The sequence below is a fragment of the Petrimonas sulfuriphila genome (assembly GCA_038561985.1).
Classification (GTDB): Bacteria; Bacteroidota; Bacteroidia; order Bacteroidales; family Dysgonomonadaceae; genus Petrimonas; species Petrimonas sulfuriphila.
The window spans coordinates 3,360,953-3,386,942 of record CP073276.1 but is presented as its reverse complement, the minus strand read 5'-3'; the positions used below and the strand labels follow the sequence as shown (position 1 = coordinate 3,386,942).

Annotated in this window: 21 protein-coding genes; 15 read left to right on the top strand and 6 right to left on the bottom strand. The window is 45.3% G+C overall.

The window, feature by feature from the left end; translation table 11 throughout:
* The first annotated feature begins 59 nt into the window (after nt 1–59).
* The 6 genes from KCV26_14345 to KCV26_14320 all read left to right on the top strand — a co-directional run bounded on the left by KCV26_14345 (nt 60) and on the right by KCV26_14320 (nt 8,925).
* On the top strand, nt 60–1,226 hold the full coding sequence (locus tag KCV26_14345; protein ID WZX36460.1) for a Gfo/Idh/MocA family oxidoreductase: 1,167 nt from the start codon (nt 60–62) through the stop codon (nt 1,224–1,226).
* Between the two features lie 148 nt (nt 1,227–1,374).
* Nucleotides 1,375–2,967: an SUMF1/EgtB/PvdO family nonheme iron enzyme gene (locus tag KCV26_14340; protein WZX36459.1), complete on the top strand. Its 1,593-nt coding sequence runs from the start codon at nt 1,375–1,377 to the stop codon at nt 2,965–2,967.
* A gap of 26 nt (nt 2,968–2,993) precedes the next feature.
* Nucleotides 2,994–4,364 carry a Gfo/Idh/MocA family oxidoreductase gene (locus KCV26_14335; GenBank protein WZX36458.1) on the top strand — a complete coding sequence of 457 codons (1,371 nt, stop codon included), beginning with the start codon at nt 2,994–2,996 and terminating at the stop codon, nt 4,362–4,364.
* A gap of 21 nt (nt 4,365–4,385) precedes the next feature.
* Nucleotides 4,386–5,309: a sugar phosphate isomerase/epimerase gene (locus KCV26_14330; protein ID WZX36457.1), complete on the top strand. Its 924-nt coding sequence runs from the start codon at nt 4,386–4,388 to the stop codon at nt 5,307–5,309.
* Between the two features lie 190 nt (nt 5,310–5,499).
* Nucleotides 5,500–7,941: a cytochrome c biogenesis protein CcsA gene (gene ccsA, locus KCV26_14325; GenBank protein ID WZX36456.1), complete on the top strand. Its 2,442-nt coding sequence runs from the start codon at nt 5,500–5,502 to the stop codon at nt 7,939–7,941.
* A 3-nt stretch (nt 7,942–7,944) separates the two neighbouring features.
* Nucleotides 7,945–8,925: a Gfo/Idh/MocA family oxidoreductase gene (locus KCV26_14320; protein ID WZX36455.1), complete on the top strand. Its 981-nt coding sequence runs from the start codon at nt 7,945–7,947 to the stop codon at nt 8,923–8,925.
* 31 nt (nt 8,926–8,956) lie between these two features.
* Here the strand turns inward: KCV26_14320 and KCV26_14315 are convergent, their stop codons facing one another.
* Together KCV26_14315 and KCV26_14310 are read right to left on the bottom strand one after the other, a co-directional pair.
* A complete protein-coding gene (locus KCV26_14315) occupies nt 8,957–9,550 on the bottom strand; it encodes a TlpA family protein disulfide reductase (protein ID WZX36454.1) in 594 nt (197 codons plus the stop codon).
* A 129-nt stretch (nt 9,551–9,679) separates the two neighbouring features.
* Complete coding sequence (locus KCV26_14310; GenBank protein WZX36453.1) at nt 9,680–10,891, bottom strand: uracil-xanthine permease; 1,212 nt, start codon at nt 10,889–10,891, stop codon at nt 9,680–9,682.
* Between the two features lie 159 nt (nt 10,892–11,050).
* On the opposite strand from KCV26_14310, the gene KCV26_14305 reads away from it, so the two are divergent.
* Genes KCV26_14305 through KCV26_14275 form a run of 7 tightly spaced genes read left to right on the top strand, consistent with a single transcriptional unit; the run spans nt 11,051 to nt 17,105 of the window.
* Nucleotides 11,051–11,575, top strand: coding sequence for a DUF4199 domain-containing protein (locus KCV26_14305; GenBank protein WZX36452.1), 525 nt, complete (start codon nt 11,051–11,053; stop codon nt 11,573–11,575).
* 28 nt (nt 11,576–11,603) lie between these two features.
* Nucleotides 11,604–12,554 (top strand): glycosyltransferase, encoded by a 951-nt coding sequence (locus KCV26_14300; protein WZX36451.1) that lies wholly within the window; start codon nt 11,604–11,606, stop codon nt 12,552–12,554.
* A 10-nt stretch (nt 12,555–12,564) separates the two neighbouring features.
* Complete coding sequence (locus KCV26_14295) at nt 12,565–13,080, top strand: nitroreductase family protein (protein ID WZX36450.1); 516 nt, start codon at nt 12,565–12,567, stop codon at nt 13,078–13,080.
* A 26-nt stretch (nt 13,081–13,106) separates the two neighbouring features.
* The gene (locus KCV26_14290; protein WZX36449.1) at nt 13,107–14,123 is read left to right on the top strand and encodes an FAD:protein FMN transferase; all 1,017 of its coding nucleotides are present in this window, start codon (nt 13,107–13,109) and stop codon (nt 14,121–14,123) included.
* Nucleotide 14,124: 1 nt separating this feature from the next.
* On the top strand, nt 14,125–14,673 hold the full coding sequence (locus tag KCV26_14285) for a methylated-DNA--[protein]-cysteine S-methyltransferase (protein WZX36448.1): 549 nt from the start codon (nt 14,125–14,127) through the stop codon (nt 14,671–14,673).
* A gap of 4 nt (nt 14,674–14,677) precedes the next feature.
* Entirely contained in the window at nt 14,678–15,706 is a 1,029-nt protein-coding gene (locus tag KCV26_14280) for a hypothetical protein (protein WZX36447.1), read from the top strand.
* A gap of 13 nt (nt 15,707–15,719) precedes the next feature.
* Nucleotides 15,720–17,105, top strand: coding sequence for a DUF1080 domain-containing protein (locus tag KCV26_14275; GenBank protein ID WZX36446.1), 1,386 nt, complete (start codon nt 15,720–15,722; stop codon nt 17,103–17,105).
* Between the two features lie 15 nt (nt 17,106–17,120).
* Here KCV26_14275 and KCV26_14270 read toward each other — a convergent pair whose 3' ends face one another.
* Genes KCV26_14270 through KCV26_14260 form a run of 3 tightly spaced genes read right to left on the bottom strand, consistent with a single transcriptional unit; the run spans nt 17,121 to nt 21,693 of the window.
* Nucleotides 17,121–18,344: an L-serine ammonia-lyase gene (locus tag KCV26_14270; protein WZX36445.1), complete on the bottom strand. Its 1,224-nt coding sequence runs from the start codon at nt 18,342–18,344 to the stop codon at nt 17,121–17,123.
* 19 nt (nt 18,345–18,363) lie between these two features.
* Nucleotides 18,364–20,925: a glycoside hydrolase family 2 protein gene (locus KCV26_14265; GenBank protein ID WZX36444.1), complete on the bottom strand. Its 2,562-nt coding sequence runs from the start codon at nt 20,923–20,925 to the stop codon at nt 18,364–18,366.
* A gap of 18 nt (nt 20,926–20,943) precedes the next feature.
* Nucleotides 20,944–21,693: a DUF1080 domain-containing protein gene (locus tag KCV26_14260; protein WZX36443.1), complete on the bottom strand. Its 750-nt coding sequence runs from the start codon at nt 21,691–21,693 to the stop codon at nt 20,944–20,946.
* Nucleotides 21,694–21,875: 182 nt separating this feature from the next.
* Between KCV26_14260 and KCV26_14255 the strand changes: the two genes are divergently transcribed.
* The gene (locus KCV26_14255; GenBank protein ID WZX36442.1) at nt 21,876–24,080 is read left to right on the top strand and encodes a bifunctional (p)ppGpp synthetase/guanosine-3',5'-bis(diphosphate) 3'-pyrophosphohydrolase; all 2,205 of its coding nucleotides are present in this window, start codon (nt 21,876–21,878) and stop codon (nt 24,078–24,080) included.
* Nucleotides 24,081–24,132: 52 nt separating this feature from the next.
* Here the strand turns inward: KCV26_14255 and KCV26_14250 are convergent, their stop codons facing one another.
* Complete coding sequence (locus tag KCV26_14250) at nt 24,133–24,504, bottom strand: 2-amino-4-hydroxy-6-hydroxymethyldihydropteridine diphosphokinase (protein ID WZX36441.1); 372 nt, start codon at nt 24,502–24,504, stop codon at nt 24,133–24,135.
* A gap of 102 nt (nt 24,505–24,606) precedes the next feature.
* Here KCV26_14250 and KCV26_14245 point away from each other — a divergent pair, with 102 nt between their 5' ends.
* Complete coding sequence (locus tag KCV26_14245; protein ID WZX38401.1) at nt 24,607–25,989, top strand: nodulation protein NfeD; 1,383 nt, start codon at nt 24,607–24,609, stop codon at nt 25,987–25,989.
* The last annotated feature ends 1 nt before the right edge of the window (nt 25,990 follow it).

The window sequence follows — 25,990 nt, the reverse complement described above, 5'->3', positions numbered from 1 at the left end:
TGAAGAATAAAACGGATATTTACATTTTTTAAAAATATATAGTTTTAATGCACGGTATCATGATTCAAAAAAAACTTAAAATGGGTATGGTTGGTGGCGGAAGTGATGCTTTTATAGGGGCAATTCATCGTAACGCTGCTTTTATGGACAATCTGATTGAATTGGTATGCGGTTGTTTCAGCGTAAATCCGGAAATATCCCGGAGTTCCGGAAGGGAATATTTTCTCCCCGACAACAGAATATACACTACCTATCAGGAGATGTTCGAAAAAGAAATGCTCCTGCCCGAAGAAGAACGGATGGATTTTGTGACCATCGTAACCCCCAACAAATGGCATTTTGAACCGGCCATGATGGCCTTGGAGAGAGGTTTTCACGTAGTTATTGACAAACCCATGACCTTTTCGTTGGAAGAAGCAAAAATACTCCAAAAGAAAGTGGAAGAAACGGGCCTTGTTCTGGCTCTTACACACGTCTATTCAGGTTATCCGGCGGTTAAGGAAGCCAAAGCCAGGATTGCTGAAGGTAAAATAGGAAAACTGAGGCGAGTTTACGTAGAATATACACAAGGCTGGTTGTCGAAAAGAATTGAAATGTTGGGCGGAAACAATGCGGGATGGCGTACAGATCCAGCCCGTACCGGTAAAGCAGGTACCATGGGAGATGTGGGTACCCACGCCTGGCATCTGGCGGAATACATCACCGGGTTGAAAGTGGAGGAGGTATGTGCCGATCTGCGAACCTTTGTGGAAGGACGCCCGGTAGATGATGACGGAGCTGCCCTTTTACGCTTTGAGAACGGAGTTGCCGGAGTACTTATGGCAACGCAAATTGCAACAGGTGAAGCAAACAATATCCGAATCAGGGTTTACGGTGAGAAGGGGGGCATGGAATGGCGTCAGATGGATCCGAACCGGTTGATCCTGAGATGGGAAGACAGGCCGACAGAAGAGCTTTACATGGGCAGCAACGAATACATGAGCGATTTGGCTTTGTGGAACACAAGAATTCCTTCCGGACATCCCGAAGGGTTTATAGAAGCCTTTGCCAACATATACAGAAACTTCGCGCTGACGGTGTTGGCAAAAAAAAGAGGAGAGGCTCCCGATTATAAGATCCTGGATTTTCCTACTGTAGCCGATGGCGTTCGCGGCATGCAGTTTATAGAAACAATAATTGCTTCTGGTAACGATCACTGCAACAAATGGTGTAAATGGATTGAATAATATTTATCTGCGATTTAAATTGCTTTTTTGTACAAATTAAACCTGCAAACCATTAAATTTTCATATATTTGCAAGCTTAAGATATCATTTTATTTTTTACGCGTTAAAAAGCAACAATTAAATATTTAATTCATTAATTAATAGATAGATGGCTAAATCTAAAAACATCTATGGTGATCAACACAAAAAAAACCGGAAAAAATTTCATCAACGTAAAGGGTTCATTTTGCTGTTGGGTATTGCGATAGGCATAATTTTCATCGGAGCATTGTATCAAACATCCGTTTATTTTTCTACCAACGAATCATGCATGATGTGTCATGTTCATCCTCACGCAGAAGAAAGTTGGAAACTTTCTGTTCACGTGAACAACGGAAGTGGCGTAATGGTCAACTGCGTGGATTGTCATTTGCCGCCAAAAGACGACACATGGGCTCATTACACGGCTAAAGCCGCTTTGGGTATCAGAGACGTATGGGGATATCTTACCAAGGACAGTGCAGACTTCGACTGGGATAGAAAATCTGAACTCGAACATGCTATAAAATATATTCCAAATGCTTCCTGCGTAAAATGTCATCAGAATTTATTCCCTCAGGGAATCACCGATGATGGCATTACCGCGCATATGTATTACGACGAGAATCATGAAAAGCTCAATCTGCAGTGTATCAGCTGCCACCTCGATGCAGGGCATTATAACCCGAACTATTCGCACGGACAAATGGTGGGAATACCTGGGATGAATGTAGCTACTGCTGTGGATTCAAGCAAGTTTTTTAAAGAAGCTGCCGCAGTAACGGCTTTTGAAAATTATACCGAACAGATCCCCGGTACGGCAGTCTCGTTCAACATGAAAGCGGTACCCGGAGGAACTTACACTATGGGTAGTTCACCCAAGGAACCTTTCCACAAAACGGATGAAGCCCCACAACATGAAGTGAAGGTAAGTCCCTTCTTCATGGCTGAAGTAGAAACTACCTGGGATCAGTACTGGGCTTTTTATGCCAATACCATGAGCGAAGGAAGAACTCCTCCCGAAGTGGTTTACGAAAACAACTTGAAAGCTATGGGTGTAGATGCAATCTCCGGTCCAACACCTCCGTTTGGATATCCTGACCAGGGATGGGGCTCGGGCGACAGGCCGGCCATTACAATGACGCATTATGCCGCAGAAACATTCTGTCAGTGGCTGTCGCAGAAAACAGGCAAAAAGTACCGCTTACCTACCGAAGCCGAATGGGAATATGCGGCACGCGGTGGTACGCAAACACCCTATTTCTTTACAGGAAGCCCCAAAGATTTTTCCGATGAAGGGTTTATGCGGAAGTTCTTCCCTGCAAAAACAGACAGTATAAGCGCATTCGTTATCTACGGTAAAAACAGCGATAACCGTACGCAGGAACCGTCGTTGGTGAAGCCTAATCCATTCGGATTAAAAAATATGCTGGGTAACGTAATGGAATACACCGCTGACAAGTATGATGAAGCTGCATACGGAAAAAGAAGCGGCGTTACAAGTGATCCCCTGGTCACCCAAGGTGAAGAATGGGTGGTGAGAGGCGGAAGTTACTTGTCGGATGCAGCCGATGTTCGTTCGGCCGCACGCAGCCACACCCGGCATGACGATTGGTTAAAAACCGATCCACAACAGCCAAAGAGTATCTGGTGGTATTCCGATATAAAAGGAATTGGATTCAGGGTAGTTTGTGAGCCAGACAGTTCATTAATTGCAAAATAAAACATTTCTAAAACAAATTTAAGTATATGAAAAGAGAGAACAACTTAACGAGAAGAACATTTCTTAAAACTTCGGCTGTTGCCGGAGCAGCAGGCGTGATTGGGACCGGAACGACGGGTTTTTTAACCTCTTGCAGCGGTGAGAAAAAGGATGTGACGGTTCCCCTGAAAGAACCCGGAACGTATTACGTGCCGGAGTTGGTGGACCTGGCTACAGACGGAAAAGAGTTGAAAGCTGGTGTTGTCGGTTGCGGAGGAAGAGGATCGGGCGCCGCCATGAATTTCCTGAATGCCGCTAACGGTGTTACGATCGTGGCGTTGGGCGACGTGTTCGAAGACAAGGTGAACGGCCTGGCCGACAAGCTGAAAGCGGAAAAAAGCATCGATGTGCCGGCCGACAAGCGTTTCGTGGGCCTGGATGCGTACAAGCAGGTCATTGACAGCGGGATTGATATCCTGATCGACTGCACGCCGCCGTTTTTCCGCGCGGAACATTTCAAGTATGCCGTGGAACAGGGCAAGCATTGTTTCCTGGAAAAACCGGTTTGCGTGGATTCGGTGGGATACCGCACCATCGTGGCGACAGCCAAACAGGCCCAGGCCAAGAATTTAAGCGTTGTCACCGGAACGCAGCGCCACCACCAACGCTCATACGTTGAGTCATACAAACAGATCATGGGCGGCCTTATCGGGGAGATCACCGGGGGAGCCGTCTACTGGAACCAGAGCATGTTGTGGTACCGCGACCGCCAACCCGCCTGGAGCGATTTCGAATTCATGGTCCGCGACTGGGTGAACTGGAAATGGTTGTCGGGAGACCACATCGTGGAACAGCACGTCCACAACATCGACGTGTTTACCTGGTTCAGCGGGTTGAAACCGGCGAAAGCAGTCGCCTTCGGCTCCCGCCAGCGCCGCGTGACCGGAGACCAGTACGATAATTTCAGTGTGGATTTCACCATGGAGAACGGGATCCACCTGCACAGCATGTGCCGCCAGATTGACGGATGCGCCAACAACGTGAGCGAATTCATCCAGGGAACAAAAGGTTCGTGGACAAGCCAGGGCGGGCACGTGATCAAGGATCTGGCCGGAAACGTCCTCTGGCAATACGACGGTGAGGCTGAAAAGGCGAACTTCAAGCAGACCGACCCCTACACGCTGGAACACGTGAACCTGATTAACTGTATCCGGGCAAACACCCCCATCGAACAGGCATCCGAAACGGCAGTTTCCAACCTGGCAGCCATCATGGGACGCGAGGCGGCCTACAGCGGCCAGGAGACCACCTGGGACGCCATGGCGGCGGCTCCCCTGGATTATACCCCGGCAGACCTGAACATCGGCAAGATGGACATGAAAGGCTTTACTGTCCCTGTGCCGGGAAGTGCCAAATAAAAGAATAAATACGTTATAATCATGACGATAGACAGAAGAAAATTCATCAAATCATCACTTGCCGGTGCCGCTGTAGCCGGCCTTGGAAAGTCCCTGAGCGCTTTCGCGGGTGAAACCCCGGCCGGTACTCCTCCCGCCTTTCCGATCAAGGCAGAGCTCAGAATATCGTTTCAGGAAGGGACAGCTCCCGGTGCAAACCTGAACGAAAAGTTCGACTTTATGGAAGAACACGGCGTGGTGGGGTTCGAGCCCCACGGCAGGGGGATGAAAGGCAGGATGCAAGAGTTCAAGGATGCGTTAAAAGGGCGTAACATCAAAGTTAGCGCCGTTTGCGCCGGCTTCGAAGGATTCATTCTTTCTACCGATCCCGCTATCCGCAAGAAATGCCGTGACACGATGGAAGAACTGATCATCCTGGGCGGTGAACTTGGCTCAACGGGAGTGATCATCGTTCCGGCGTTCAATTCGCAGGTGCCGGTGATGCCACATACACAAGAAACGCGCGATTTCCTGTGTGAGCAGTTCAACGAAATGGGCAACACGGCTCAAAAGTATGGCACAACGGTTATCCTGGAGCCTCTGAACCGAAAGGAAGCCTTTTACCTCCGCCAGGTGGCGGATGCTGCATCCATATGCCGCGACATCAACAACCCCGGAGTTACCTGTCTGGGAGACTTCTGGCACATGACGTGGGAAGAAACGTGTGACATGGCGGCTTTCGTTTCAGCGGGAAAATACCTGCAACACGTGCATATGGCCAGCCGTAAGCGCCGCAGCATGCCGGGAGAAGACGGAGAAGCCGACAACTACGTGAACGGTTTCCGCGGATTGAAAATGATCGGTTACGATAAGTACGTCAGCTTTGAATGCGGCTGCCAGGGTGACCGCAAGGTGGTTGTCCCGGCTGCACTCGACCTGTTGAGAAAACAATGGAAAGAGGCCTGAAAAAGAACAAGTAAGTTAATACGAGCTTTGGCTTGATCTCAAAATCCCCGGAACACCGCTGTTTCGGGGATTTTTATCAGATAATATAACGCATCAACCGGTTATTTTTATATTTTTGTGAAAGCCTGTACCGTATAGAAACGATATTAAGTTGAAATATGGTGGCAATTGTTTCAATATCAATTAAACTATGGAAAAAATAAGACAACTTCTCGCATCCTATAAAACGACAATAGTTCTTTTACTTGTTTATGCCTTTTTAATGGCGCTTGCTACGTTTATCGAAAAAGAGATGACTACCGAAGCGGCCAAAGTTATGATTTATTATTCTCCCGTTTTCTTTTTCCTCCAATTCCTGTTGGTTGTAAATTTCATTTTAACGTTTATTGATCACCGTTTTATAAAAAGACGCCGTTGGGCACTTACGGTTATCCACTTTGCATTTGTTGTTATTCTCGCCGGGGCATTAACAACACATGTTTTTGGAAAAGAAGGAACAATGCACATCCGTGAAGGAGAAACTAACAATGTAATGGTTATGCATACGTCGAAAGGGGTATTTAAGGAAGAACTCCCGTTCACGCTAGAACTTACTAAATTCAGGTTGATCAGGTATCCCGGTTCCATGAGCCCCTCTTCCTATGAAAGCGATTTACGGATACATATCGATGGTGAAGTGCGTGAGGCGCGTGTTTACATGAACAATGTACTCGATTTGAAAGGATACCGTTTTTTTCAGGCCTCTTATGACGAGGATGAACAAGGTACTGTTTTATCTGTCAACAAGGATGTGGCTGGACGAAACATTACTTACGCCGGATATTTTTTCCTGGTAGCCGGATTTGTTTTGATGTTCGTTACTCCAAACTCCCGGTTAAATAAACTTAGCCGCCAGTTAAACGAATTGAGGCGTTCGGCAAAGCTGACGGTCGTTTTTCTGCTTATAGCCTTCAGTGCCGCCGCTCAGGACTTTACCAGCCAGGCTATCTTTCAGGCCGTGCAAAGAAATGCTGTCCCGGTGGAACATGCTGCGGAGTTCGGACAGTTGCCGGTTCAATTCGCAGGCAGGATTATACCGATGAATACTTTTTCAGCGGAGCTATTGAGAAAGATACATAAGGACAATAAAATTGGAAAACTAAATTCCGATCAGTTCTTGCTGGGGATACTCACGATGCCGAAGATGTGGATGCAGGTGCCGTTCATTGCCAATTCCAACGAAGAGGTGGCAAAAATGTTTCAGTTACCGGAACAGCATTTTGCGTATGCCCAGGTCTTTGACCCAAAGGGAAACTACAAACTTCTTGCCCGGGTAAATGAAGCCTATCACAAACCTGAATCGCAAAGAAATGAGTTTGATAAAGACATTATCAAACTCGATGAAAAGATAAACATCCTTTTCTTGTTGCTTAACCATAAACTGGTGGCACTTTTTCCAAAAGCGGATGCTCCCAACGATACCTGGTATGCTCCGGGAGATGATTTGTCGGGAATACCTGAAGAAGATTCCTTGTTTATTTCCCGCTCTTTGCCCCTGTATCTTTCGGAAGTAAACCGGTCGCTTGAAAGCGGAGACTGGCAGCAACCCAACACAATTCTCGATTCAATAGCTGCCTTTCAACAAAAGGCAGATCAAGCCGGTCACATAAACCCCAAGAAAATACGCACGGAGATCCGTTACAACAAACAAAATATTTTCAGTAAAACCCGCACCGGTTATTTTGCCCTGGGCCTCCTGTTGCTTATGACGGCTTTTTTACGGCTTTTCAAAGAAGCAATGTGGACAAATATTCTCTCCAAGGTACTCGTCTGGGGTATTTTTCTAGTTTTTCTGTATCACGTCTACGGCATGGCTATGCGTTGGTATATATCGGGATACGCACCTTGGAGCAACTCGTACGAAACCATGGTATATGTAGCCTGGGCTACCATACTGGCCGGATTGATTTTCGGACGGAAAAGTGATCTCACCCTGGCAACGGCAACCATCTTCGGAGGAATAATTCTTTTTGTTTCCGGTCTGAACTGGATGGAACCCCAGATTACAACGCTTGTACCCGTACTGAAATCTCCGTGGCTTATGTTTCACGTTGCTGTGACGGTGGCTGCTTACGGTTTTTTTGGGATAAGCCTGTTGTTGGGGTTATCTAACCTCCTTATTCTAAGTGTGGCTAAAAAAGAGACGGCAATGCTTCACGTCAGGGAACTGAGTATTATCAACAACATGTCATTGTTGGTGGGGTTGGCCCTGATGACTATCGGTACTTTTTTGGGCGGTATTTGGGCTAACGAATCGTGGGGCCGCTACTGGAGCTGGGATCCTAAAGAGACCTGGGCACTGATTACCGTTGTTGTCTATAGCGTGGTCACCCATATCCATCTGGTCAGGAAATTGAATAACGATTGGTTCTTTAACTTGGCATCGGTAATGGCATTTGCTTCGGTGCTGATGACATTTTGGGGAGTAAATTACCTCTTGAGCGGTTTACATTCCTACGGAGAAAACGAAGGGGTTTCGGAGGTCTTTGTATACCTGTATGCGATATTGTTCGGAGTTATTGTTCTGGCGCTTGTTTCTTACAGAGGATATAAGAAATTCAAGAGCCAAGGGCCAACCTCTAACTTCTATTAAAATATGATTAACTGGGGTTTTATCGGTTGCGGAAATGTAACGGAAAAGAAAAGCGGCCCGGCTTTCCGCAAAGTCGATGGGTCGGATGTAGTTGCGGTGATGCGCCGTGATGCAGAATCAGCCAAGGATTACGCGTTGCGGCACCATATAGCCAAGAGGTATTCCGATGCGCATGCGTTGATTAATGACTCCGCTGTGAATGCGGTATACGTTGCTACGCCACCCGGATCACATGCCGAATATGCTGTTGCGGCCATGAAAGCCGGAAAACCGGTGTATGTGGAGAAACCCATGGCTGCTTCGTTCGAAGAGTGTGTGATCATGGCGGAAGCTGCAAAAGAGACGGGAGTTCCCTGTTTTGTGGCGTATTACCGCAGGACGTTGCCCTATTTTCTGCGTATAAGGCAGTTGCTGGAAAGTGGAGAGATAGGAGAGGTCCGCGAAGTGAAAATCCGGTTCATTATACCGCCGTATCCATCCGATTTAAGCCGGGAAACACTTCCCTGGCGGGTGAAGAAAGAGGTTGCGGGAGCTGGGTATTTCTACGATCTGGCTTCGCATCAACTGGATTACCTGGATTTTGTTTTCGGTGAAATAACCGAAGTAGGCGGAACGGCTAAAAACGTAGCCGGATTGTACGATGTGGAAGATACGGTGGACGGAGAGTGGTTGCATAAGATGGGTGTGAGAGGCAGCGGACACTGGGAATTTGCAGCTCCCGTGAGTGAACGTACGGATGAGGTGGAAATTATTGGATCGAAGGGATCTATCCGATTTTCTACGTTTCATTTCACACCTATCGTCCTCAACCGTGCCTCCGGCGAAAAAATCTATACCGAAGAAAATCCCGAAAACATTCAGTTTTACCTGATTCAGAGCATTGTGAATTACCTGAATGGCAACGGACCCTATCCCGTAAGTGATTTTCGTTCTGCCATGCGAACCAATTGGGTAATGGACAAGATGCTGGGAAGAATACCTTGACAGGTATGCCCTCACCGGATAGCGGTACGTTTTATTCTTGAAGTAACTGGTCAATTGTGCCGGTAACCTTCCTGCTGCTCCAATCGGCGGCGCCTACTTTCCGGATGGCAATACCGCCGTTTTTTCCAATCAAAAAAGTGATGGGAATGGTGTTGGAAGCCAGTTGAGGGGGTGGGGCAGATTGAATGTAATACACCGGCAAATTGTACCCTTTGTCGGTCATGAATTTATCCACCGTATTCTTCGGATCTGTGGTTGCAAACACAAACACCACATCGGGATTATTTTTGTACTTGTTGTAAAGTTCCTGTAAGGCAGGCATCTCTGCAATGCAAGGTGGGCACCATGTTGCCCAGGTATTCAGGAAAATCACTTTCCCCTGCGCCTGACTTAAATCGAAAGATTGACTGTTGTTATCGGTCAGCAGCCAGTGGTAATCGGTTAATTTTTCGCGTTTCTCCACTTTTTGCACCGATGGAGTAAAAGAAGCCATCAGTTTGCTTGTCCAATACTTCAATTTGCTACCAACCGGTGTAAACAAAATCAAGGCAATTAACCCGATAAAAATTATATTAAAAATCCACGATCCCTTTTTGTTGGTTTTCTGCGTTGTCTTTTTTTCCATTTTTACGTTCTTTCCCGTTGAACGTATTTTTCAATAAAAAGTTCTACGGAGCGGAAAAATGAACTTCCGCTCCGTATCCGCAAGACACACCGGCTCCTGTTACTGTCCGGACAATGATTATTGAGTTTTTTATTTGGCTTCGCTTCCCTTCTCTCCCTTGTGGCCGGGTAAAATCAAGTTCAGGACTACACCGACCATAGCCGCTAACCCGATGCCGGCAAAGGTAAAATCACCTATCTTAAAAATAGCCCCACCGATTCCCGTAGTCAGGATAAGCGAGACAATAATCAGGTTGCGTGTAACGCTCATATCGGTTTTGTTGGCGATCATGTTGTTGACGCCGGTAGCTGCAATCATGCCGAAAAGCAACAACATAATTCCACCCAGCACCGCGTTGGGTATGGTTTTAAGGAAGAAGCTTATTTTCCCAATTAACGAAAAAACAATGCCCGTCACCGCCGCAATGCGAATCACTACCGGATCGGTCACTTTGGTCAGCACCATAGCACCGGTAACTTCCGAATAAGTGGTAACCGGAGGCCCACCGATAAGCCCGGCAATGCTGCATGCGATACCGTCACCCAACATCGTTCGGTGAAGGCCCGGCTTTTTTACGAAATCTTTTCCAGCTACCTGGCTCACAGCATAAACGTCGCCAACATGTTCAATAACCGGAGCGATGGCTACCGGAGCCATAAACAGGATGGCCTGCCACGAAAACTGGGGAGTTACAAACTGCGGCAGACTGAACCAGGGAGCTTCAATGACGGGTGTAAAATCGATCTTCCCCATAAAAACAGCAGCAATATATCCCACAATGATTCCGCTGAAAATGGGAATCAGTTTCAGCAACCCTTTGGCAAACATGCTCACGATAATGGCGGTTACAAGCGCAATAATAGCCAGCAGCCAGTTTTCAGCAGCCATATTCACACCCGTTCCGGAAAGCGACAAGCCGATAAGCATGATAACCGGGCCAATAACTACGGGTGGGAACAACCGTTGGATAACTTTTATCCCCTGCCACTTGACGAGTGCACTCATCAGAAAATAAACAGCGCCAACGGCCACCAATCCCGATAAGGTCCCGGCCAATCCGTAAAGCTCGGTGGCTTTAACAATAGGCGCAATGAATGCGAAACTGCTGCCTAAAAAGATAGGGACAATGCCTTTCGTTACCAGATGAAAGACCAGCGTTCCGATTCCGGCGGTGAATAATGCTGTAGAAGGATCCAAGCCGACTAAAAGAGGTACTAAAACCGTGGCACCGAAAGCCACAAAAAGAAACTGAACCCCAACCACAGTTTTTGACAGGGGGGTGAGCGGTTTTACATTTTCCATGTTAAAAAATATGTTTACTTTTTTTGATTCGCGCAAAGTTAACGTATTTATCGAAATTTTTAGTTAATCATTCACGATTTATGAAAAAAACAATCTTCCGGCTTCCGGTTTCCGACTTCTGACTTTTTTTAGTTACTTTTGTACGTTAAATAGTTTTTTATGCAAGAAGATAAGAGTCAGTTGATGAACTATGCCATGTATGGCGGCGTTTTTTTGGGTCTGTTTTGGATGTTGAAATATCTTTTTGTGATGGGTGCGGGCCGGATTCCGGCTTTAAGTATCCTCGGATCATTCTTGGCTGTAGGCACGCCGCTTGTTCTTTTTTATTTTCTGGTAAAGTATAAAACCGCAATCGTAAACAATAATATGGGATATTGGCACGGAGTCCAGTTTGGTATCATGTTGTTTTTTTTTGCATCACTTCTGGAAGCCGTAATTGTCTTCATACATATCACTTGGGTTGACCAGGCTTTTGTAGGGAAGTTGTATGAGAATATGATCGAGACCGTAAGGATGATGAATTTGAGTGAGAGCATGGTAAATTCCCTTGAAGATCAACCGCTACCTACAACCGTAAACTATATCTTCAGTAACGTGATCCTGGCCGATGTTTTTATCGGAATGATTTTATCGTTATTTGTTGTGCCGTTTGCCCGCAGGTACACACCTGCAAATCGTAAATAGTCAATCTAAAATCGTCAAATAAAAAATTATGGATATTTCTGTTGTAATTCCACTCTACAACGAAGAGGAGTCTCTACCGGAACTGCATGCATGGATTAAGCGGGTGATGGAAGAAAACGGATTTTCGTACGAAATTATCTTTGTAGACGATGGGAGTACCGATCATTCGTGGGAAGTGATTACCGGATTTCGTGAGCAGTCGAATCGGGTGAAGGCCATAAAGTTCCAGCGTAATTACGGAAAATCACCCGCTTTGCATTGTGCCTTCCGGAAAGTTAAAGGAGACGTGGTAATCACCATGGATGCCGACCTGCAGGACAGTCCCGACGAAATTCCCGAACTTTACCGGATGATAAAGGAAGAGGGTTACGACCTGGTTTCTGGGTGGAAACGCAAGCGTTACGATGCCACATTGACCAAAAACCTGCCGTCGAAGCTTTTTAATGCCACGGCAAGAAAAGTATCGGGTATCCGCCTTCACGATTTCAATTGCGGTCTAAAAGCCTACAAACGCTCATTGGCCCAAAGCATTGAAGTGTATAACGACATGCACCGCTATATTCCCATTCTGGCAAAAGATGCAGGATTTAAACAGATCGGCGAGAAAGAGGTCCGTCATCAGGCGCGCAAATACGGAAAAAGCAAGTTCGGCGCAGACCGTTTTGTGAACGGTTACCTCGATTTGTTGACCATCTGGTTTTTGAATAAATTCGGCAAGAAACCGATGCATTTCTTTGGGCTCTTGGGCAGTATAATGTTTATTCTGGGGTTTGTTGCCAGCATCCTGGTGGGTGCCTCCAAGCTGTACGATATGCATGTAGGAAATCCGTACCGGCTGGTAACCGAATCGCCCTACTTTTACATATCACTGACGATGATGATCCTGGGAACACTGCTTTTTCTTACCGGTTTTCTAGGAGAATTGATTTCACGCAATTCTCCCGACCGGAATAATTACAGGATTGAAGAAGAATTTTAAGGGATAACAGATGAAACTTGACGAGATAATCCAGTTACGCAGATCGGTAAGAAAATTCAAGGATCAATCTATTGATAAAGAAGTTATTGGTGAGATAATCGAAAGTGCTCGTTTGGCTCCTTCAGCCGTTAATTTTCAACCGTGGAAATTCTACATATGCCGGTCGGAAGAAGCCAAAAAAATAATGCGGCAAAGTTATCCGCGAGAGTGGTTCAATAGTGCCCCGCTATACATCCTTGCCTGCGGAGACCATCAACAATCGTGGAAACGCCCGTGTGACGGCAAGGACCACCTCGATATCGATATAGCAATTGCTGTGGAACACATGGTGTTAAAAATCACTGAACTTGGACTTGGAACTTGTTGGGTTTGCAACTTCAATCCGCAAACCGTAAAGGAGGGATTACAACTCAGTGAAAATGTGGAACCCATCGTTCTATTACCCGTTGGTTATCCGGAAAACGTTGATCCGGATCCCAGAAACAAGAAACGGAAATCGCCGGAAGAAATAACGAAGTGGATCTAATGATATTTCAATTAATTAAAACACAGATGAAGACAAAAATATCTTTTCTAACGGTATCCGTACTTATTTTTACCATTATTGTATCTTCGTGTAATCCTAAAAAACAAAACTACTCCTATTTTCAAAACAGCGGTGAAATTTTCCATACCTCTTACCACATCAAATACGCTTACAAGAGATCATTGGAAGATGAGATTCTGGCTGAACTGGACAGGTTTGAGCAATCTTTGAATCCTTTCCGGGAAAATACGGTCATCACCAAAATAAACAGCAATATACCCGTGAAGCCCGATTCACTTTTTATGGAAGTATTCAACAAAGCCACGGAAGTTTCACGGATGACGGACGGAAAATTTGATATTACGGCCTCGCCGCTTATTGATGCCTGGGGATTCGGTTTCAGGAATATGGACAGCATCACGCCCGAAATTATCGACAGCCTGAAAGAATTTGTGGGATACGATAAGATCCGGATCGACAGTGAAGGAAATGTCGTAAAATCCGATCCGCGGCTACAGTTAAACACTTCCGCCATATCCAAAGGTTATGCCTGTGATTTGGTTGCCCGTTTGTTCGATAGCTATGGGATTGAAAATTACATGATAGAGATTGGCGGTGAGATCGTGACCAAAGGCGTGAACGATAAAGGTGTATGCTGGCGCATCGGAGTAGATAAGCCTATCGATGACAGTACGGGTATGCAGCATGAATTGCAAACCATCTTATCGCTGTGCGATAAGTCGCTGGCGACATCGGGGAATTACCGGAATTTCTACGTGAAAGACGGAAAAAAGTATGCCCATACCATCGACCCGCAAACCGGGTATCCTTCGGAACAGGATATTTTAGGCGCAACCGTTATTGCTGAAGATTGTATGACTGCCGATGCCTATGCTACGGCATTTATGGCTTCGGGCTTGGAAAAGTCGAAGGAGATTGCCCGGAAAATACCGGGACTGCATTATTATTTTATTTACGTGAAACCCGACAGCACGCTGGACATAGCTTATTCCGAAGGGTTTGAACAGTTTTTTGCCAACTGATATGAACAAGATTGTTTCCATTGTTCCTCTGAACAAAAAAGAGGTGAAAGATACGGTTATCAGCTATTTCTTTTATGAAACCGGCTACGGACTGGCCGTTATTGCTTCCACTTCGAAAGGTATTTGTTATGTGGGTTTCGGAGAAAAGGAACCGATGCTGAATGATTTGAAAAAGAGATACTCCGGCACAGCTCTTCAGAAACAAAAAGCCGCTTTGCATAAACTCGCGTTGAGCTTTATTAAAAACGAAAGAGTTTCGGAGCTTCCGTTACATATTGCTGGAACCGCTTTTCAGTTAAGTGTCTGGAAAGCGTTGCTGCAAATCCCCGTTGGAAAATTATCTTCCTATAAAGCCATCGCAAAGGCTGTAAACAATCCGAAAGCGGTACGCGCAGTCGGATCCGCTATCGGGGATAATCCCGTTTCCTACATTATTCCCTGTCACCGTGTTATCCGCTCCGACGGCGGATTGGGTGGCTACTTCTGGGGACTGGAGATCAAAAAGAAAATGATTGAAAGGGAAGCACAAACAGCGGAGATCGAAAATTAAGTAAATGTTAAACGTCAAACAATCCATGTCGTTGAAAAAACTATTCGTTGCTATTTTTATGATGTTTTCCCTGCTGACACCGGCACAGGAAACAGATTCCGTTCGTTATCCTACTTTTAAGGTTGATGGAACGATGAAAAATAAATTTGAGTATGCCTCAGAAACCGGAAGTTCCAGGTTCTCCGTCAGAAATTCCAGGATGGGCGTACGCGGTTACCTGACCCCTTTCTTTTCCTACCGTGGACAGATAGAGCTCAGCGATAACGGTAACTTTAAGGTGCTGGATTTGTACGGTTCTTTTGAACCCGTCAGGGGACTGTCTCTTTCTCTGGGGCAGACTAGTATTCCAATTTTTAATTCTTACGTTGTTTCGCCAGCCAACCTGATGTTTGCCAACCGTGCTTTTATAGGAAAATATTTTATAAGCACACGCGATATCGGTTTTCTGGCCGATTATAATTTTAAGATTGATGCGGTTCCGGCTTCCATTGAGTTTGGTGCATATAATGGGAACACGATCAACGATCCGGTCTGGCGTGAAAAATTGTCGTACGGCGGGCGTCTCGAACTCGGTAGTATGAAAGGGCTTCGGTCGACGTTCAAGTTTTACGATTACTTGAATACACCTACAGTCCATTACTTTTTTTACGGAGCAGATCTGCGTTATGAGGGCGCGAACTGGAAAGTAGAAACGGAATTTATGAAACGTGATAACAAAGAGGTTGACGAAGATCAGATGTTTTCTTACTACCTGCAGGGCGCTTATGCGGTTCCCCTTAAGGAGACCTATTTTTTCAAGAATATTGTGCCTGCCGTTCGATGGGATGCCATTGACAAGCATATGAACGAAAAGGGTTTTGATGTGGATAGGTTGACAGTCGGGCTTGGTTTTGGGCTTACTAAAAAATATTTTTCATCGATATTGCGGTTCGATTACGAATGGTATTTTATAAATCAAGAGCTTGATATTTTGAATCTCTACGAAGAAATGGATTCGGACAAGTTTACAGTTGAATTATTATTGACCTTCTGAAAAATTTAAAACTATGGCAAAAAAAATTCTATCGTTCTTGTGTGTTGTTTCTCTCATATTGCCGGGCTGTACCGAGCAGAACAAGAAAAAAATCCTTTTTGACGGAAAAGATGTGACGAACTGGCTGACTGAAGGGCCGGTGACGGTTTCGGATTCCGTAGTCCGAATGGATGGTGTCGGTAAAATGACCTTGAAAAACGGAATGTTCACCGATTTTGAACTGCTTCTTACGGCAAAAACGATGGATAACGGGAAGGGAGAGGTCCGTTTTCATACCGATGAAAACGGTAACGGCGGTTACGCTGTTGCGCTCAATAACGATCTGGATCATCAACAATGGTGGACAAAAACGGGAAGTTTATTGTCAGTCAGGAACCTGACAAAATCTATTGTGAAAAACAACGAATGGTTTAACCTTCGTATCCGGGTAGAAGGTAAAAAGATAGAGGTGGCTGTTAACGATGAATTACTAGTAGAGTATATTGAACCTTCACAACCGTACCGTACACCGGAAAACAGGTCGCAAATCCTTTCAGGAGGAACTTTTTGTCTACAAAGTACTGAAGGTATCGTTGAAGTGAAATTCATTGAAGTTACACCGTTGAAAATCGAAAAAACGGTGATTGACAGCCAGCTTGTCCAAGCTATCGACGAATCATCGGACGAGATCATAAAACTGCATCAGGCGAATTTCCCGGTACTCGATTATCACGTGCACCTGAAAGAAGACCTGACGTTGGAGCTGGCTAGGTCCCAATCACGCAAGTATGGCATCAATTATGCATTGGCACCCAACTGCGGTATAGGATTTCCCATTCAAAATGATGCGCAGGTACTGGAGTATTTCAATGGAATGAAAGGCCAGCCGTTTGTTCAGGCCATGCAGGGAGAAGGGCGTGAATGGCCGGCCACTTTTTCTAAAGAAGTGCGTGACCTGTTCGATTATGTTTTTACGGATGCCATGACGTTTACAGATCGAAAAGGCAACAGAACCCGCTTGTGGATGCCGGATGAAGTATTCATAGACGATGAACAGAAATACATGGATCTGATTGTTGAGAACATTGTGAAGGTTATGGACGAACCGATGGATGTGTATGTAAACCCCAATTTTCTTCCCGATGCGATGAACGACCGTTACGACCTTTTTTGGACGGATGAACGTCAAAACAAAGTGATTGAGGCTATGGTGAGAACTCATAAAGTATTGGAAATCAATCATCGGTATAAGATACCGAACAAGTCTTTTATTCAGAAAGCCAAAGCTGCCGGACTGAAATTCACATTCGGTACCAACAACTCCAATTCCGATTTCGGTAAAATGGAATATTGCATACAGATGATGAAGGAATGTGGCATTACTGCACAGGATATGTATAAACCCGTTATGACAGAGTAAAAAAGCTGTGGGTAATTAGTTTTTCATCCTTTTGTAATCCCTTGCGAGCCCGCCCTCTCCGGTTTCTTTGTAGAGCGAGGGTAAATCATGGCCGGTTTGTTTCATTACTTCAACCACACGGTCGAACGATACCAGATGGATACCGTCGGTAAACGATGAGTAGAGGTTGGCATCCAATGCGCGCGCAGCGGCATAAGCATTTCGCTCGATGCAAGGTACTTGTACTAGGCCGCAAACCGGATCACATGTCATTCCCAGGTGATGCTCCAATCCCATTTCGGCCGCATATTCAATCTGAGCCGGACTACCCCCGAACAACTGGCTAGCTGCTGCTGCCGCCATGGAGCAGGCTACACCCACTTCGCCCTGACAACCCACTTCAGCCCCCGATATCGATGCGTTTTGCTTGACCACGTTGCCGAACAAACCGGCTGTAGCCAACGCACGCAAGATGCGGGTTTCGCTGAAATCGCGGCTTTCTTCCAGGTAGTGCAGGATAGCTGGAAGTACTCCGCACGAACCACACGTAGGCGCAGTGACAATCTTTCCCCCGGAGGCGTTTTCTTCCGAGACCGCCAGCGCATAGGCAAACACCAACCCGCGCGACTGAAGCGATGCCTTATAGCCTTTGGCTTTGATGAAATAGGATGCGGCTTTGCGTTGCAGGTTTAACGGACCCGGCAACACCCCCTCGTTATCCAACCCATTTTTTACGGCTACTTTCATCACCTGCCACACGTCCCGTAGATGCTCCCAAAGATCGTTATCCTCATGTATTTCAACGTATTCCCAGTAAGTTCTGCCGTTTTGTTCGCACCATGCCTGTATATCGGCAATGGTTGTCATCGGATAGATATCTTTTTGTGCCGCTTCAGATAGCCCCACAATAGTGGTGCCATCGCTTAATGCTCCACCACCTACGCTGTAGACTGTCCACGAATCGAAATTATTGCCTGTTGCGTCGAACGCATCGTACCTCATCGCATTGGGGTGAAACGGCAGGAATGTCCTGGGTAGCCACTCGATGGTGGTTGGGGCATGCGGTTCCAATACGTTCAGGATGGCAGTGTCGGTTAAATGCCCTTTTCCGGTAGCTGCCAGGCTTCCGTACAGCGTTACCACGTATTTCGCAGCTCCAGGAGCCCTTTCCAGGAATAGCTCTGCAGCCTTTTTAGGTCCCATGGTGTGGCTGCTGGACGGGCCGTTCCCAATTCTATACAGTTCTTTTAATGATTTCATGTTTACTTTTAAACTTTCTTCAGTACGTCTCCCTAATATGCCTTACGGTAACCGGTGTTTTTGCTGATGCTTTCAGTTCGGGAGAGGTTATTTCTATTACCTTTTTTTCTCCCGGAAGCAGATCAATGAAGTTATCGGTAAACTTCGCGCCCATTACAGGAATCTCGATGAAAACGTCCTTCGCCAACTTTTTGCTTATGAGCGTAACGGTATATTTGCCGTCGGCATATTTTACCGAAGTTTGTACGGTGGTTTGCGGCAGGTTTAGTTTGTTGGGCCAGTAGAAGAAATGATCTTTGACGGAAAGTTTTTTCCCCTTGCTGTCGGTTAACCACGCTCGGATCATCCTGTTTGACTTATCGGCTTCAGATAGTAATTCTTCTACGTTGAAAGTTCTTACCACGTTGCTGGAGTTGGCTTTTGCGTTCACTTTTTCCTTGAACTGTTTCACTACGCCTTTGTTGAAATCCACTACCTGCACGGTTAACTGTAGGTCATTCCTATCGGTGAGGAAGTCCGACAGGGTGTAATAATTCAGTTGATTATCCTTGAATTCTACACCCAATGCCAACGGAGCCAGCACGTCTCGCATGCGGTAGTGTTGTGCTTTCCAGTTGCCGTAATAATCGATGCTCGACCAGGAAACCACCGGCCAGTCATCGTTTATCTGCCAATAGAGTGCACCCATGCAATAGGGGCGGCCACGACGCATCGCTTCAACGGATTCTTCCATGCCGTTGCCCTGCATTATCAGTCCGATATAAACGAAATCTTCGAAATTTCGGGGTTCGTGGTAATACATGTCCATGTATTTTTTGATGAGTGAGTTTCCGGTGGATGCTTTTTGATGAACTTTCATTACTTCACTTTCCAGGTTCCATTCATTTTCAGGTGAGAAAGAGCGGATGGTTTTCATCTCGGGGAACGACTGGAAGCCGAATTCACTGGCAAAGCGCGGAAGTCGGCCGGCCATTCCTTCGAACGGCAGGTGTCCGTACCAGAGCCCCCAGTCGTGCACATCGCTCGATGCGAATGTTTCGGGATTTCCCCAGTTGGAATCGTATGGCGAACCGTGGATATAGCTGCGTGTTCCGTCGAACTCATTTACCAGGCCAGGAATGAGTTCACGGAACGTCTTGTCGTAACCTTCGAGCCAGACGTTGTAAATATCCGCCGGGTATTGTTTGTCCCAACCCCAGTGTTGAAGCCCTTCTTCCACCTCATTGTTCCCGCACCAGAACGCGAGGGAAGCATGATTGCGCAGACGTTTGAGGTTGTATATAACTTCATCTTTCACGTTGGCCAGAAAACGATCGTCAGACGGGTAGGGCACACAGCCGAAAATGAAATCCTGCCAAACCAGGATGCCTCTTTTATCGGCCTGGCGATAAAATTCTTCGTTCTCGTAGATTCCGCCGCCCCACACGCGGACAAAGTTCATATTTGCCGCTTCAATGTTATCAAAAAGTTTTGTGTAATAATCTTCGTTTTGTTGAGTAGTGAAAATCTCGCCCGGGATGTAGTTGGCGCCCTTGGCAAAGAGCGGGATGCCGTTTACTTCAAAGTAGAACGATTTGCCATGCTTGTCGGGCTCTTGTACCAGTCGAATCGTACGTAAACCTGTTGTTACGATTTCTTGTGCAATCTCTTGATTATCTATATTTATCGATGCAATAAAGTCATAAAGGTAGGGAGTACCCCAACCTGTGGGCATCCATAGATAGGGCTGGTTGATTTCTACTGGAATGGAGATGCTGTTTTTGCCAGGATTTAGGGTTGTTTTCTTGTTGATTTGACGGCGGTAGCTCATTACCCACATGTTGTACTTTACTGAAATCGTAGCTTCAACCGGTTTTTCATTAAGTGAAAATACTTCGATGATGTTTTCAATTTCCGCTTTTTCTTTCGATATGCTTTTCTGTTTTACATAGAAATCGTCAATGCGAGCCTTGTCGTAAAACGTAAGCGATACAGGCTTCCAGATCCCCATCTGTGCTATTCGGATTCCCCAGTCCCAACCGAAATGGTACGGTGCTTTCCGGTTGTAGATGCTCAGCTTCTCATCACGGTGGTCGTTTCCGGCCGGATAATCGTACCCTGCGGTCAGCCGTGCAGGCATCAGCGATTGTACGGGTGAATAAAACCGGATGTATAAACTGTTTTCACCCTCTTTAAGTATGTTTTTTACCGATATTTTGTAGCCAACAAACATATTTTCGGAACGTAGAATCCGAGCGCCGTTCAGGAAAACATCGGCTTGCGTGTCTAATCCCTCGAAGAAGATAACCGCGTCGTCATGCTTGAGTTGCTTGGCCGAAACGTTAAACGTTTTTTTGAAATCCCAGTTTTCGTCTTCTACCCATTGAATCAGCTTTTCATTGGTTCCGTAAAACGGATCGGGCAACACTTTGTGCCGGATGAGGTCGTGCTGCACCGAACCCGGAACTTGAGCTTCGTGCCAGGTGTCTTTATTGGTTTGCGAAAATGTCCACCCGTCGTTCAACAATAATGTTTCTCCGTTTTTTTGGGCGTATCCAAAAACCGGCAAAAATATCAACAGCCAAAGGGATAGTTTTTTCATTTCTTCTGTCAATCTTTTTTACAGGGTTTTTAGTCGGATGTTTCTGAACTCCACCTTCATGGGAGGACCCACATGAACCTGAACGCCAATTAATCCTTGTTTCTTTCCGTTAAGCAAATCATTATCCGTCACCTCGCTCATCAAAACACCGTTCAGAAAGTGCTTCATGTTATTGCCGTTTACAATAAGGTGACAGGAGTTCCAATCGTTATTTTTGATGTGGCTTTTTAATTCGGCAACATCGGCCAACTCAATTATTTCTGCTTTTGTCCAGGCATTGTTTTTGACCAGGTCCGAAACTGGAAGACTGGATAAGGAGTCAGGTAAAGGATGTAACACTACCGTTTGTCCTTGATAGGCGAGTGTTGTTCTTCGCCGTTCTTCGTAGTTCTGTCCGGTATAGTTGTTTTTGCCGTCGATATCGAACTGGTATCCCCTAAGTGCATGGGGAAGATCGGGAATCTCCTCACTCCTGTAGTTGATGCCGCTGTTTCCGTCTTCGCTTATCCGGTATTCCAGTTTCAATTCAAAGTCTTCGGGGGCTCCGTTCTGCCAGACAATAAAGGTATTTCTCTCTAAAATGGTTTCAGGAGTTATCTCACCGGTGAGAATACCGTTCTCTACACGCCAGTAAGTGGAGTCGCCTTTCCATCCGTTCAATGATTTCCCATCGAAAATGGATATAAATCCATCGTCGGTTTTTTTGTTTTGACATCCCGCAACAATTCCAAAAATTAACAGGGCTCCAGGAATGAATAAGTTTTTCATTTGCTTGTTTTTAGAAATACAAAAATAATAAATAAACCGTTAATCGGAAATAATTGCAGCATGGAAACCTGACATTAAACCGGATTTTTTAATCTTTCCGGCGACAAGTTTAAGAGTAAAACAGTCTATTTGTTTCAAAAAATTGTAATTTTACGTTGCAAACCGGACATGAGTTGACAAAAATGAAAACAGTACCCGCTATCCCTTTCGATGATTACGTTTTTTTGCACCGGAGGCTGTACGGCTTATTCCGGCAGAGATGGAGTATGTCGCAAACCGGCCTCTTGAAAAGAGTCTGGAAGGATTCCTTGCAGAAGTCCGCTGATGAAGAATCGGAAGATTTGTTGGCCGGCCTTTTGTTTGATGTAAGAACCGCGGTGATCTTGATTGACGAGATCGGGTTAAAACAAGCAGTGGTTTGTGCAGTTTTGATGTTCAGGCCGTTGATGAAGGGGTACATTACGGTTGATGAAATTAGGAAGGATTTCGGTGAAGAGGTGGCAGCCATTATTCGGGGTTTGAAGAAGGTGAACGACTTGACCGAAAAAAAATCGCGTGTTGAGTCGGAGAATTATATCAAGTTGCTCCTATCCATAGCTGAAGATATCCGTGTGGTTTTCGTACTATTGGCCGAACAATTGCAGTTGATGCGTGATGCAAAAAAATCAACTCCGGAAAATCGATTGGATCTTTCCGTTGAATCCACTTACCTGTATGCGCCGTTGGCGCACCGGTTGGGTTTGTACACTATTAAGTCGGAACTGGAAGACTTGTCGCTGAAGTATACGGATAGGGAGACTTATGATTTCATTGCCCGAAAACTTAACGAAAGTAAACGTTCTCGTGATAAATATATTGAGGAATTTATCCATCCGTTAAAAGAACGTCTGGATAAAACAAACCTGAAATACGATATCAAAGGCCGTACAAAATCCATTCATTCCATTAACAGCAAGCTGAAAAAACAAAAGATTGAATTCGACAATATTTACGACCTCTTTGCTATACGCATCATCCTTGATTCTCCTTCGGAAATGGAAAAGGCACATTGCTGGCAAGTATACTCTATTGTGACCGATATGTATCAGCCAAATCCGAAGCGGTTGAAAGACTGGTTGTCCATACCCAAAAGTAACGGATATGAGTCGTTGCATATTACGGTGATGGGGCCTGACTCAAAATGGGTGGAAGTACAGATCAGGACCCGGCGAATGGACGATATTGCCGAACGGGGCCTGGCCGCTCACTGGAAATATAAGGGAATAAAAGAAGAATCCACACTGGACGATTGGTTAAAATCTTTGCGGGAATCCCTGGAGAACAGGGATGTGGATATCAGGGATAAACTGGGCGATTTTAAACTCGATTTGTACGACGAGGAGATTTTTGTTTTCACCCCGAAAGGTGATCTGTTCAAACTTCCTAAAGGTGCGTCGGTCCTCGATTTTGCTTTTGCCATACATTCTAAATTGGGTGCTACTTGTGTGTCTGGAAAGGTGAACGGAAAGAATGTGCCGATAAAACACATGCTGAAAAGCGGAGACCAGGTCGAGATAAACACCTCGTCGCACCAGTCTCCCAAACAGGACTGGTTGAATTATGTGGTGACCTCGAAGGCCAAAACCCGGATCCGGCAGTTGCTCAAGGAAGAAGCAGGAAAACAGGTGGATATTGCCAAGGAAATGTTGTCAAGACGGATGAAAAACCGCAAGATAGATCTGGACGATCCACTGTTGATGCAACTGATTAAAAAGTTAAAATATAAAACGGTAACAGACTTTTATATTGATATTGCCGCTGAGAAGCTAGATGTAAACTGGGTGATAGACCGTTACTTGGAATTGGGAAGTAAAGAGTTTGAACACAGGGACTTTCTTTCAGCTACGGGTGCAGATAGTTTTATAATCAAACCATCTTCGCAAGAAATAAAAAGTTCCGACGAGCTTATTATTGATCAAAACCTGACTGGGGTGGACTATCGGTTGGCAAAATGCTGCAACCCCATTTACGGGGATGAAATTTTTGGATTTGTGTCGTCGCAGGGAATTAAAATCCACCGGATAAGCTGTCCCAACGCACACGACCTGTTTTCGCGTTTCGGTTACCGGATTTTAAAAGCCCGGTGGTCGGGCAAAACCTCGGGGACAGCAAACTATACATCCGTACTGCGCATCATTGGAAATGATCAGCTCAATATCGTAGCTAACTTGATGTCAATCATTTCCAAGGAAGACGGAGTACAGATGCGTTCCATTTCCATCGATTCAAACGATGGATTATTTCAGGGAAACATCACTGTAATGCTGGCAAGCACCTCAATGCTGGAACAATTAATAAAAAAATTGAAAGCGGTGAAAGGGATAAAGTCTGTTTCAAGGTTGAACTGAGCTGTTATCACCAGGGCGTTGGATGAGACGGGTTTATGTGAAAGAAGTAGAATCAGCTGATTAACCGGGTCAACAATGCTTGCACATAAGCTCTCTCGTAGTCATCCGGACGAAGAATTTCGTCACCATACTGAAGCAGATCGATATCTATAATAACCTTTCCTGTATCTTTATCGCGTGGTTGCCGTCCCATAGCAAACTCTATCATTTTTAATTTTTGGACAATTTCCTCCGAAGGTAAGTCACTGTAAAAAACTGCCAATACATTCCGGAACGGAAAAGAATACTTCTCATCGGTCGCCGTAGTTATTATCGATGGGGTGAAAACAACGTCGGGGAAATAATGAGCGAGCATCCTTCTTGCCCTGTCAATATTTTGTTTTGAGTATATGTTCGAGCCTAAACTGACTAAGATTTTAACCATAGTAGATTTAAATTTAAAAAGGCAAATATAATCAGTTTTTTTTAAAAGGGGCAACGTAGAAATGAAAAACAACTATCTTTGTAAAAATAAACCTGTTAAATGATGAAAAATATCAGGCAGACTTTCGTTTTTTTTTTCATTCTCTTTGTCCATGCGACTTATGGACAGTATTCTAAGCCACTGATTTACAAAATCAATATAAAAGAGAACATTGGAAGCAATACCTGGGTGTACTTACAGAACGGAATGCATCAGGCCCTGAACAAGAATGCCGATTGCATACTTCTTCACATGAATACATACGGTGGTTCTGTTGCAGAAGCCGACTCCATGCGTACCGCCATTTTGAATTTTAAGCTTCCTGTTTATGTATTTATAGATAATAACGCTGCTTCTGCCGGTGCGCTTATCTCCATTGCGTGCGACAGTATTTTTATGAGATCGGCGGCTTCCATTGGAGCAGCAACTGTAGTGAGTGGCCAGGACGGTTCCAAAGCTCCCGACAAATACCAGTCATACATGCGAGGAATGATGCGTGCAACTGCAGAAAGTCACGGCAGAGACACGGTCATTCAAAACAAAGATACATTGATAGAGTGGAAACGCGATCCGAAAGTTGCCGAGGCGATGGTGGATGAAAAAATTGTGATACCTGGCTTTGCAGATTCTACCCAGATTCTGACGTTAACGGCAAGTCAGGCCGTTGAGTTGCGTTACTGTGACGGCATTGCGGAAAATATCAACCAGATTGCCGTACAGTACCTGGGTTATAGTGATTACGACCTTGAAACTTATAATCCAACGCTTTACGACAGAATAAAGGGCTTGTTGATGAATGGACTTCTGCAGGCCATATTGATCATGTTAATCATTGGAGGAATTTATTTCGAATTGCAAACGCCGGGGATCGGCTTTCCTACTGCGGTAGCTGTGACGGCTGCCTTGTTGTATTTCACTCCGCTTTACCTGACCGGTTATGCGCAAAACTGGGAGGTTTTGTTGTTTGTATTGGGTTTAATTTTGATTGTCTTTGAGATTTTTGTAATTCCCGGGTTTGGGGTGGCGGGTATCTCAGGGATAATTCTCGTTTTTACTGCTTTGGTACTTGCTCTGGTCGGAAATATTCATTTCGATTTCAGCGGTTTATCTCTCAGGCAACTGTTTCGTGCGATAATGGTTGTTTTTGCAGGAATAGGAATGGGGTTGGCCCTGATAATCTATATGTCGAGCCGGATCGGAAAACCGGGAATTTTCAGCCGCGTTGCCTTGGTTTCCGATCAGGAAGGATATGTTTCTGTGCCCATGGAACCGCTGACATTGGTCGGACAAACCGGAATGGCCTCTACTGTGCTTCGTCCGTCCGGAAAAGTAAGAATAGGAGATCAACATTACGACGCGGTATCGATGAAAGGATTTATAGAAAAGGGAGACGAAGTAGTTGTAAAACGTTACGAAAACTTCCAGCTTTATGTGATGAAGAAATAAA

Excerpts from the sequence above, each read along its gene's own strand:
- KCV26_14250 (WZX36441.1), bottom strand. The coding sequence starts at position 24,504 with ATGGTTAAAATCTTAGTCAGTTTAGGCTCGAACATATACTCAAAACAA.
- KCV26_14255 (WZX36442.1), top strand. The coding sequence starts at position 21,876 with ATGAAAACAGTACCCGCTATCCCTTTCGATGATTACGTTTTTTTGCAC.
- KCV26_14275 (WZX36446.1), top strand. The coding sequence starts at position 15,720 with ATGGCAAAAAAAATTCTATCGTTCTTGTGTGTTGTTTCTCTCATATTG.
- KCV26_14270 (WZX36445.1), bottom strand. The coding sequence starts at position 18,344 with ATGAAATCATTAAAAGAACTGTATAGAATTGGGAACGGCCCGTCCAGC.
- KCV26_14280 (WZX36447.1), top strand. The coding sequence starts at position 14,678 with ATGTTAAACGTCAAACAATCCATGTCGTTGAAAAAACTATTCGTTGCT.
- KCV26_14245 (WZX38401.1), top strand. The coding sequence starts at position 24,607 with ATGAAAAATATCAGGCAGACTTTCGTTTTTTTTTTCATTCTCTTTGTC.
- KCV26_14330 (WZX36457.1), top strand. The coding sequence starts at position 4,386 with ATGACGATAGACAGAAGAAAATTCATCAAATCATCACTTGCCGGTGCC.
- KCV26_14320 (WZX36455.1), top strand. The coding sequence starts at position 7,945 with ATGATTAACTGGGGTTTTATCGGTTGCGGAAATGTAACGGAAAAGAAA.
- KCV26_14340 (WZX36459.1), top strand. The coding sequence starts at position 1,375 with ATGGCTAAATCTAAAAACATCTATGGTGATCAACACAAAAAAAACCGG.
- KCV26_14310 (WZX36453.1), bottom strand. The coding sequence starts at position 10,891 with ATGGAAAATGTAAAACCGCTCACCCCCCTGTCAAAAACTGTGGTTGGG.
- KCV26_14315 (WZX36454.1), bottom strand. The coding sequence starts at position 9,550 with ATGGAAAAAAAGACAACGCAGAAAACCAACAAAAAGGGATCGTGGATT.
- ccsA (WZX36456.1), top strand. The coding sequence starts at position 5,500 with ATGGAAAAAATAAGACAACTTCTCGCATCCTATAAAACGACAATAGTT.
- KCV26_14290 (WZX36449.1), top strand. The coding sequence starts at position 13,107 with ATGAAGACAAAAATATCTTTTCTAACGGTATCCGTACTTATTTTTACC.
- KCV26_14285 (WZX36448.1), top strand. The coding sequence starts at position 14,125 with ATGAACAAGATTGTTTCCATTGTTCCTCTGAACAAAAAAGAGGTGAAA.
- KCV26_14265 (WZX36444.1), bottom strand. The coding sequence starts at position 20,925 with ATGAAAAAACTATCCCTTTGGCTGTTGATATTTTTGCCGGTTTTTGGA.
- KCV26_14260 (WZX36443.1), bottom strand. The coding sequence starts at position 21,693 with ATGAAAAACTTATTCATTCCTGGAGCCCTGTTAATTTTTGGAATTGTT.
- KCV26_14335 (WZX36458.1), top strand. The coding sequence starts at position 2,994 with ATGAAAAGAGAGAACAACTTAACGAGAAGAACATTTCTTAAAACTTCG.
- KCV26_14295 (WZX36450.1), top strand. The coding sequence starts at position 12,565 with ATGAAACTTGACGAGATAATCCAGTTACGCAGATCGGTAAGAAAATTC.
- KCV26_14345 (WZX36460.1), top strand. The coding sequence starts at position 60 with ATGATTCAAAAAAAACTTAAAATGGGTATGGTTGGTGGCGGAAGTGAT.
- KCV26_14300 (WZX36451.1), top strand. The coding sequence starts at position 11,604 with ATGGATATTTCTGTTGTAATTCCACTCTACAACGAAGAGGAGTCTCTA.
- KCV26_14305 (WZX36452.1), top strand. The coding sequence starts at position 11,051 with ATGCAAGAAGATAAGAGTCAGTTGATGAACTATGCCATGTATGGCGGC.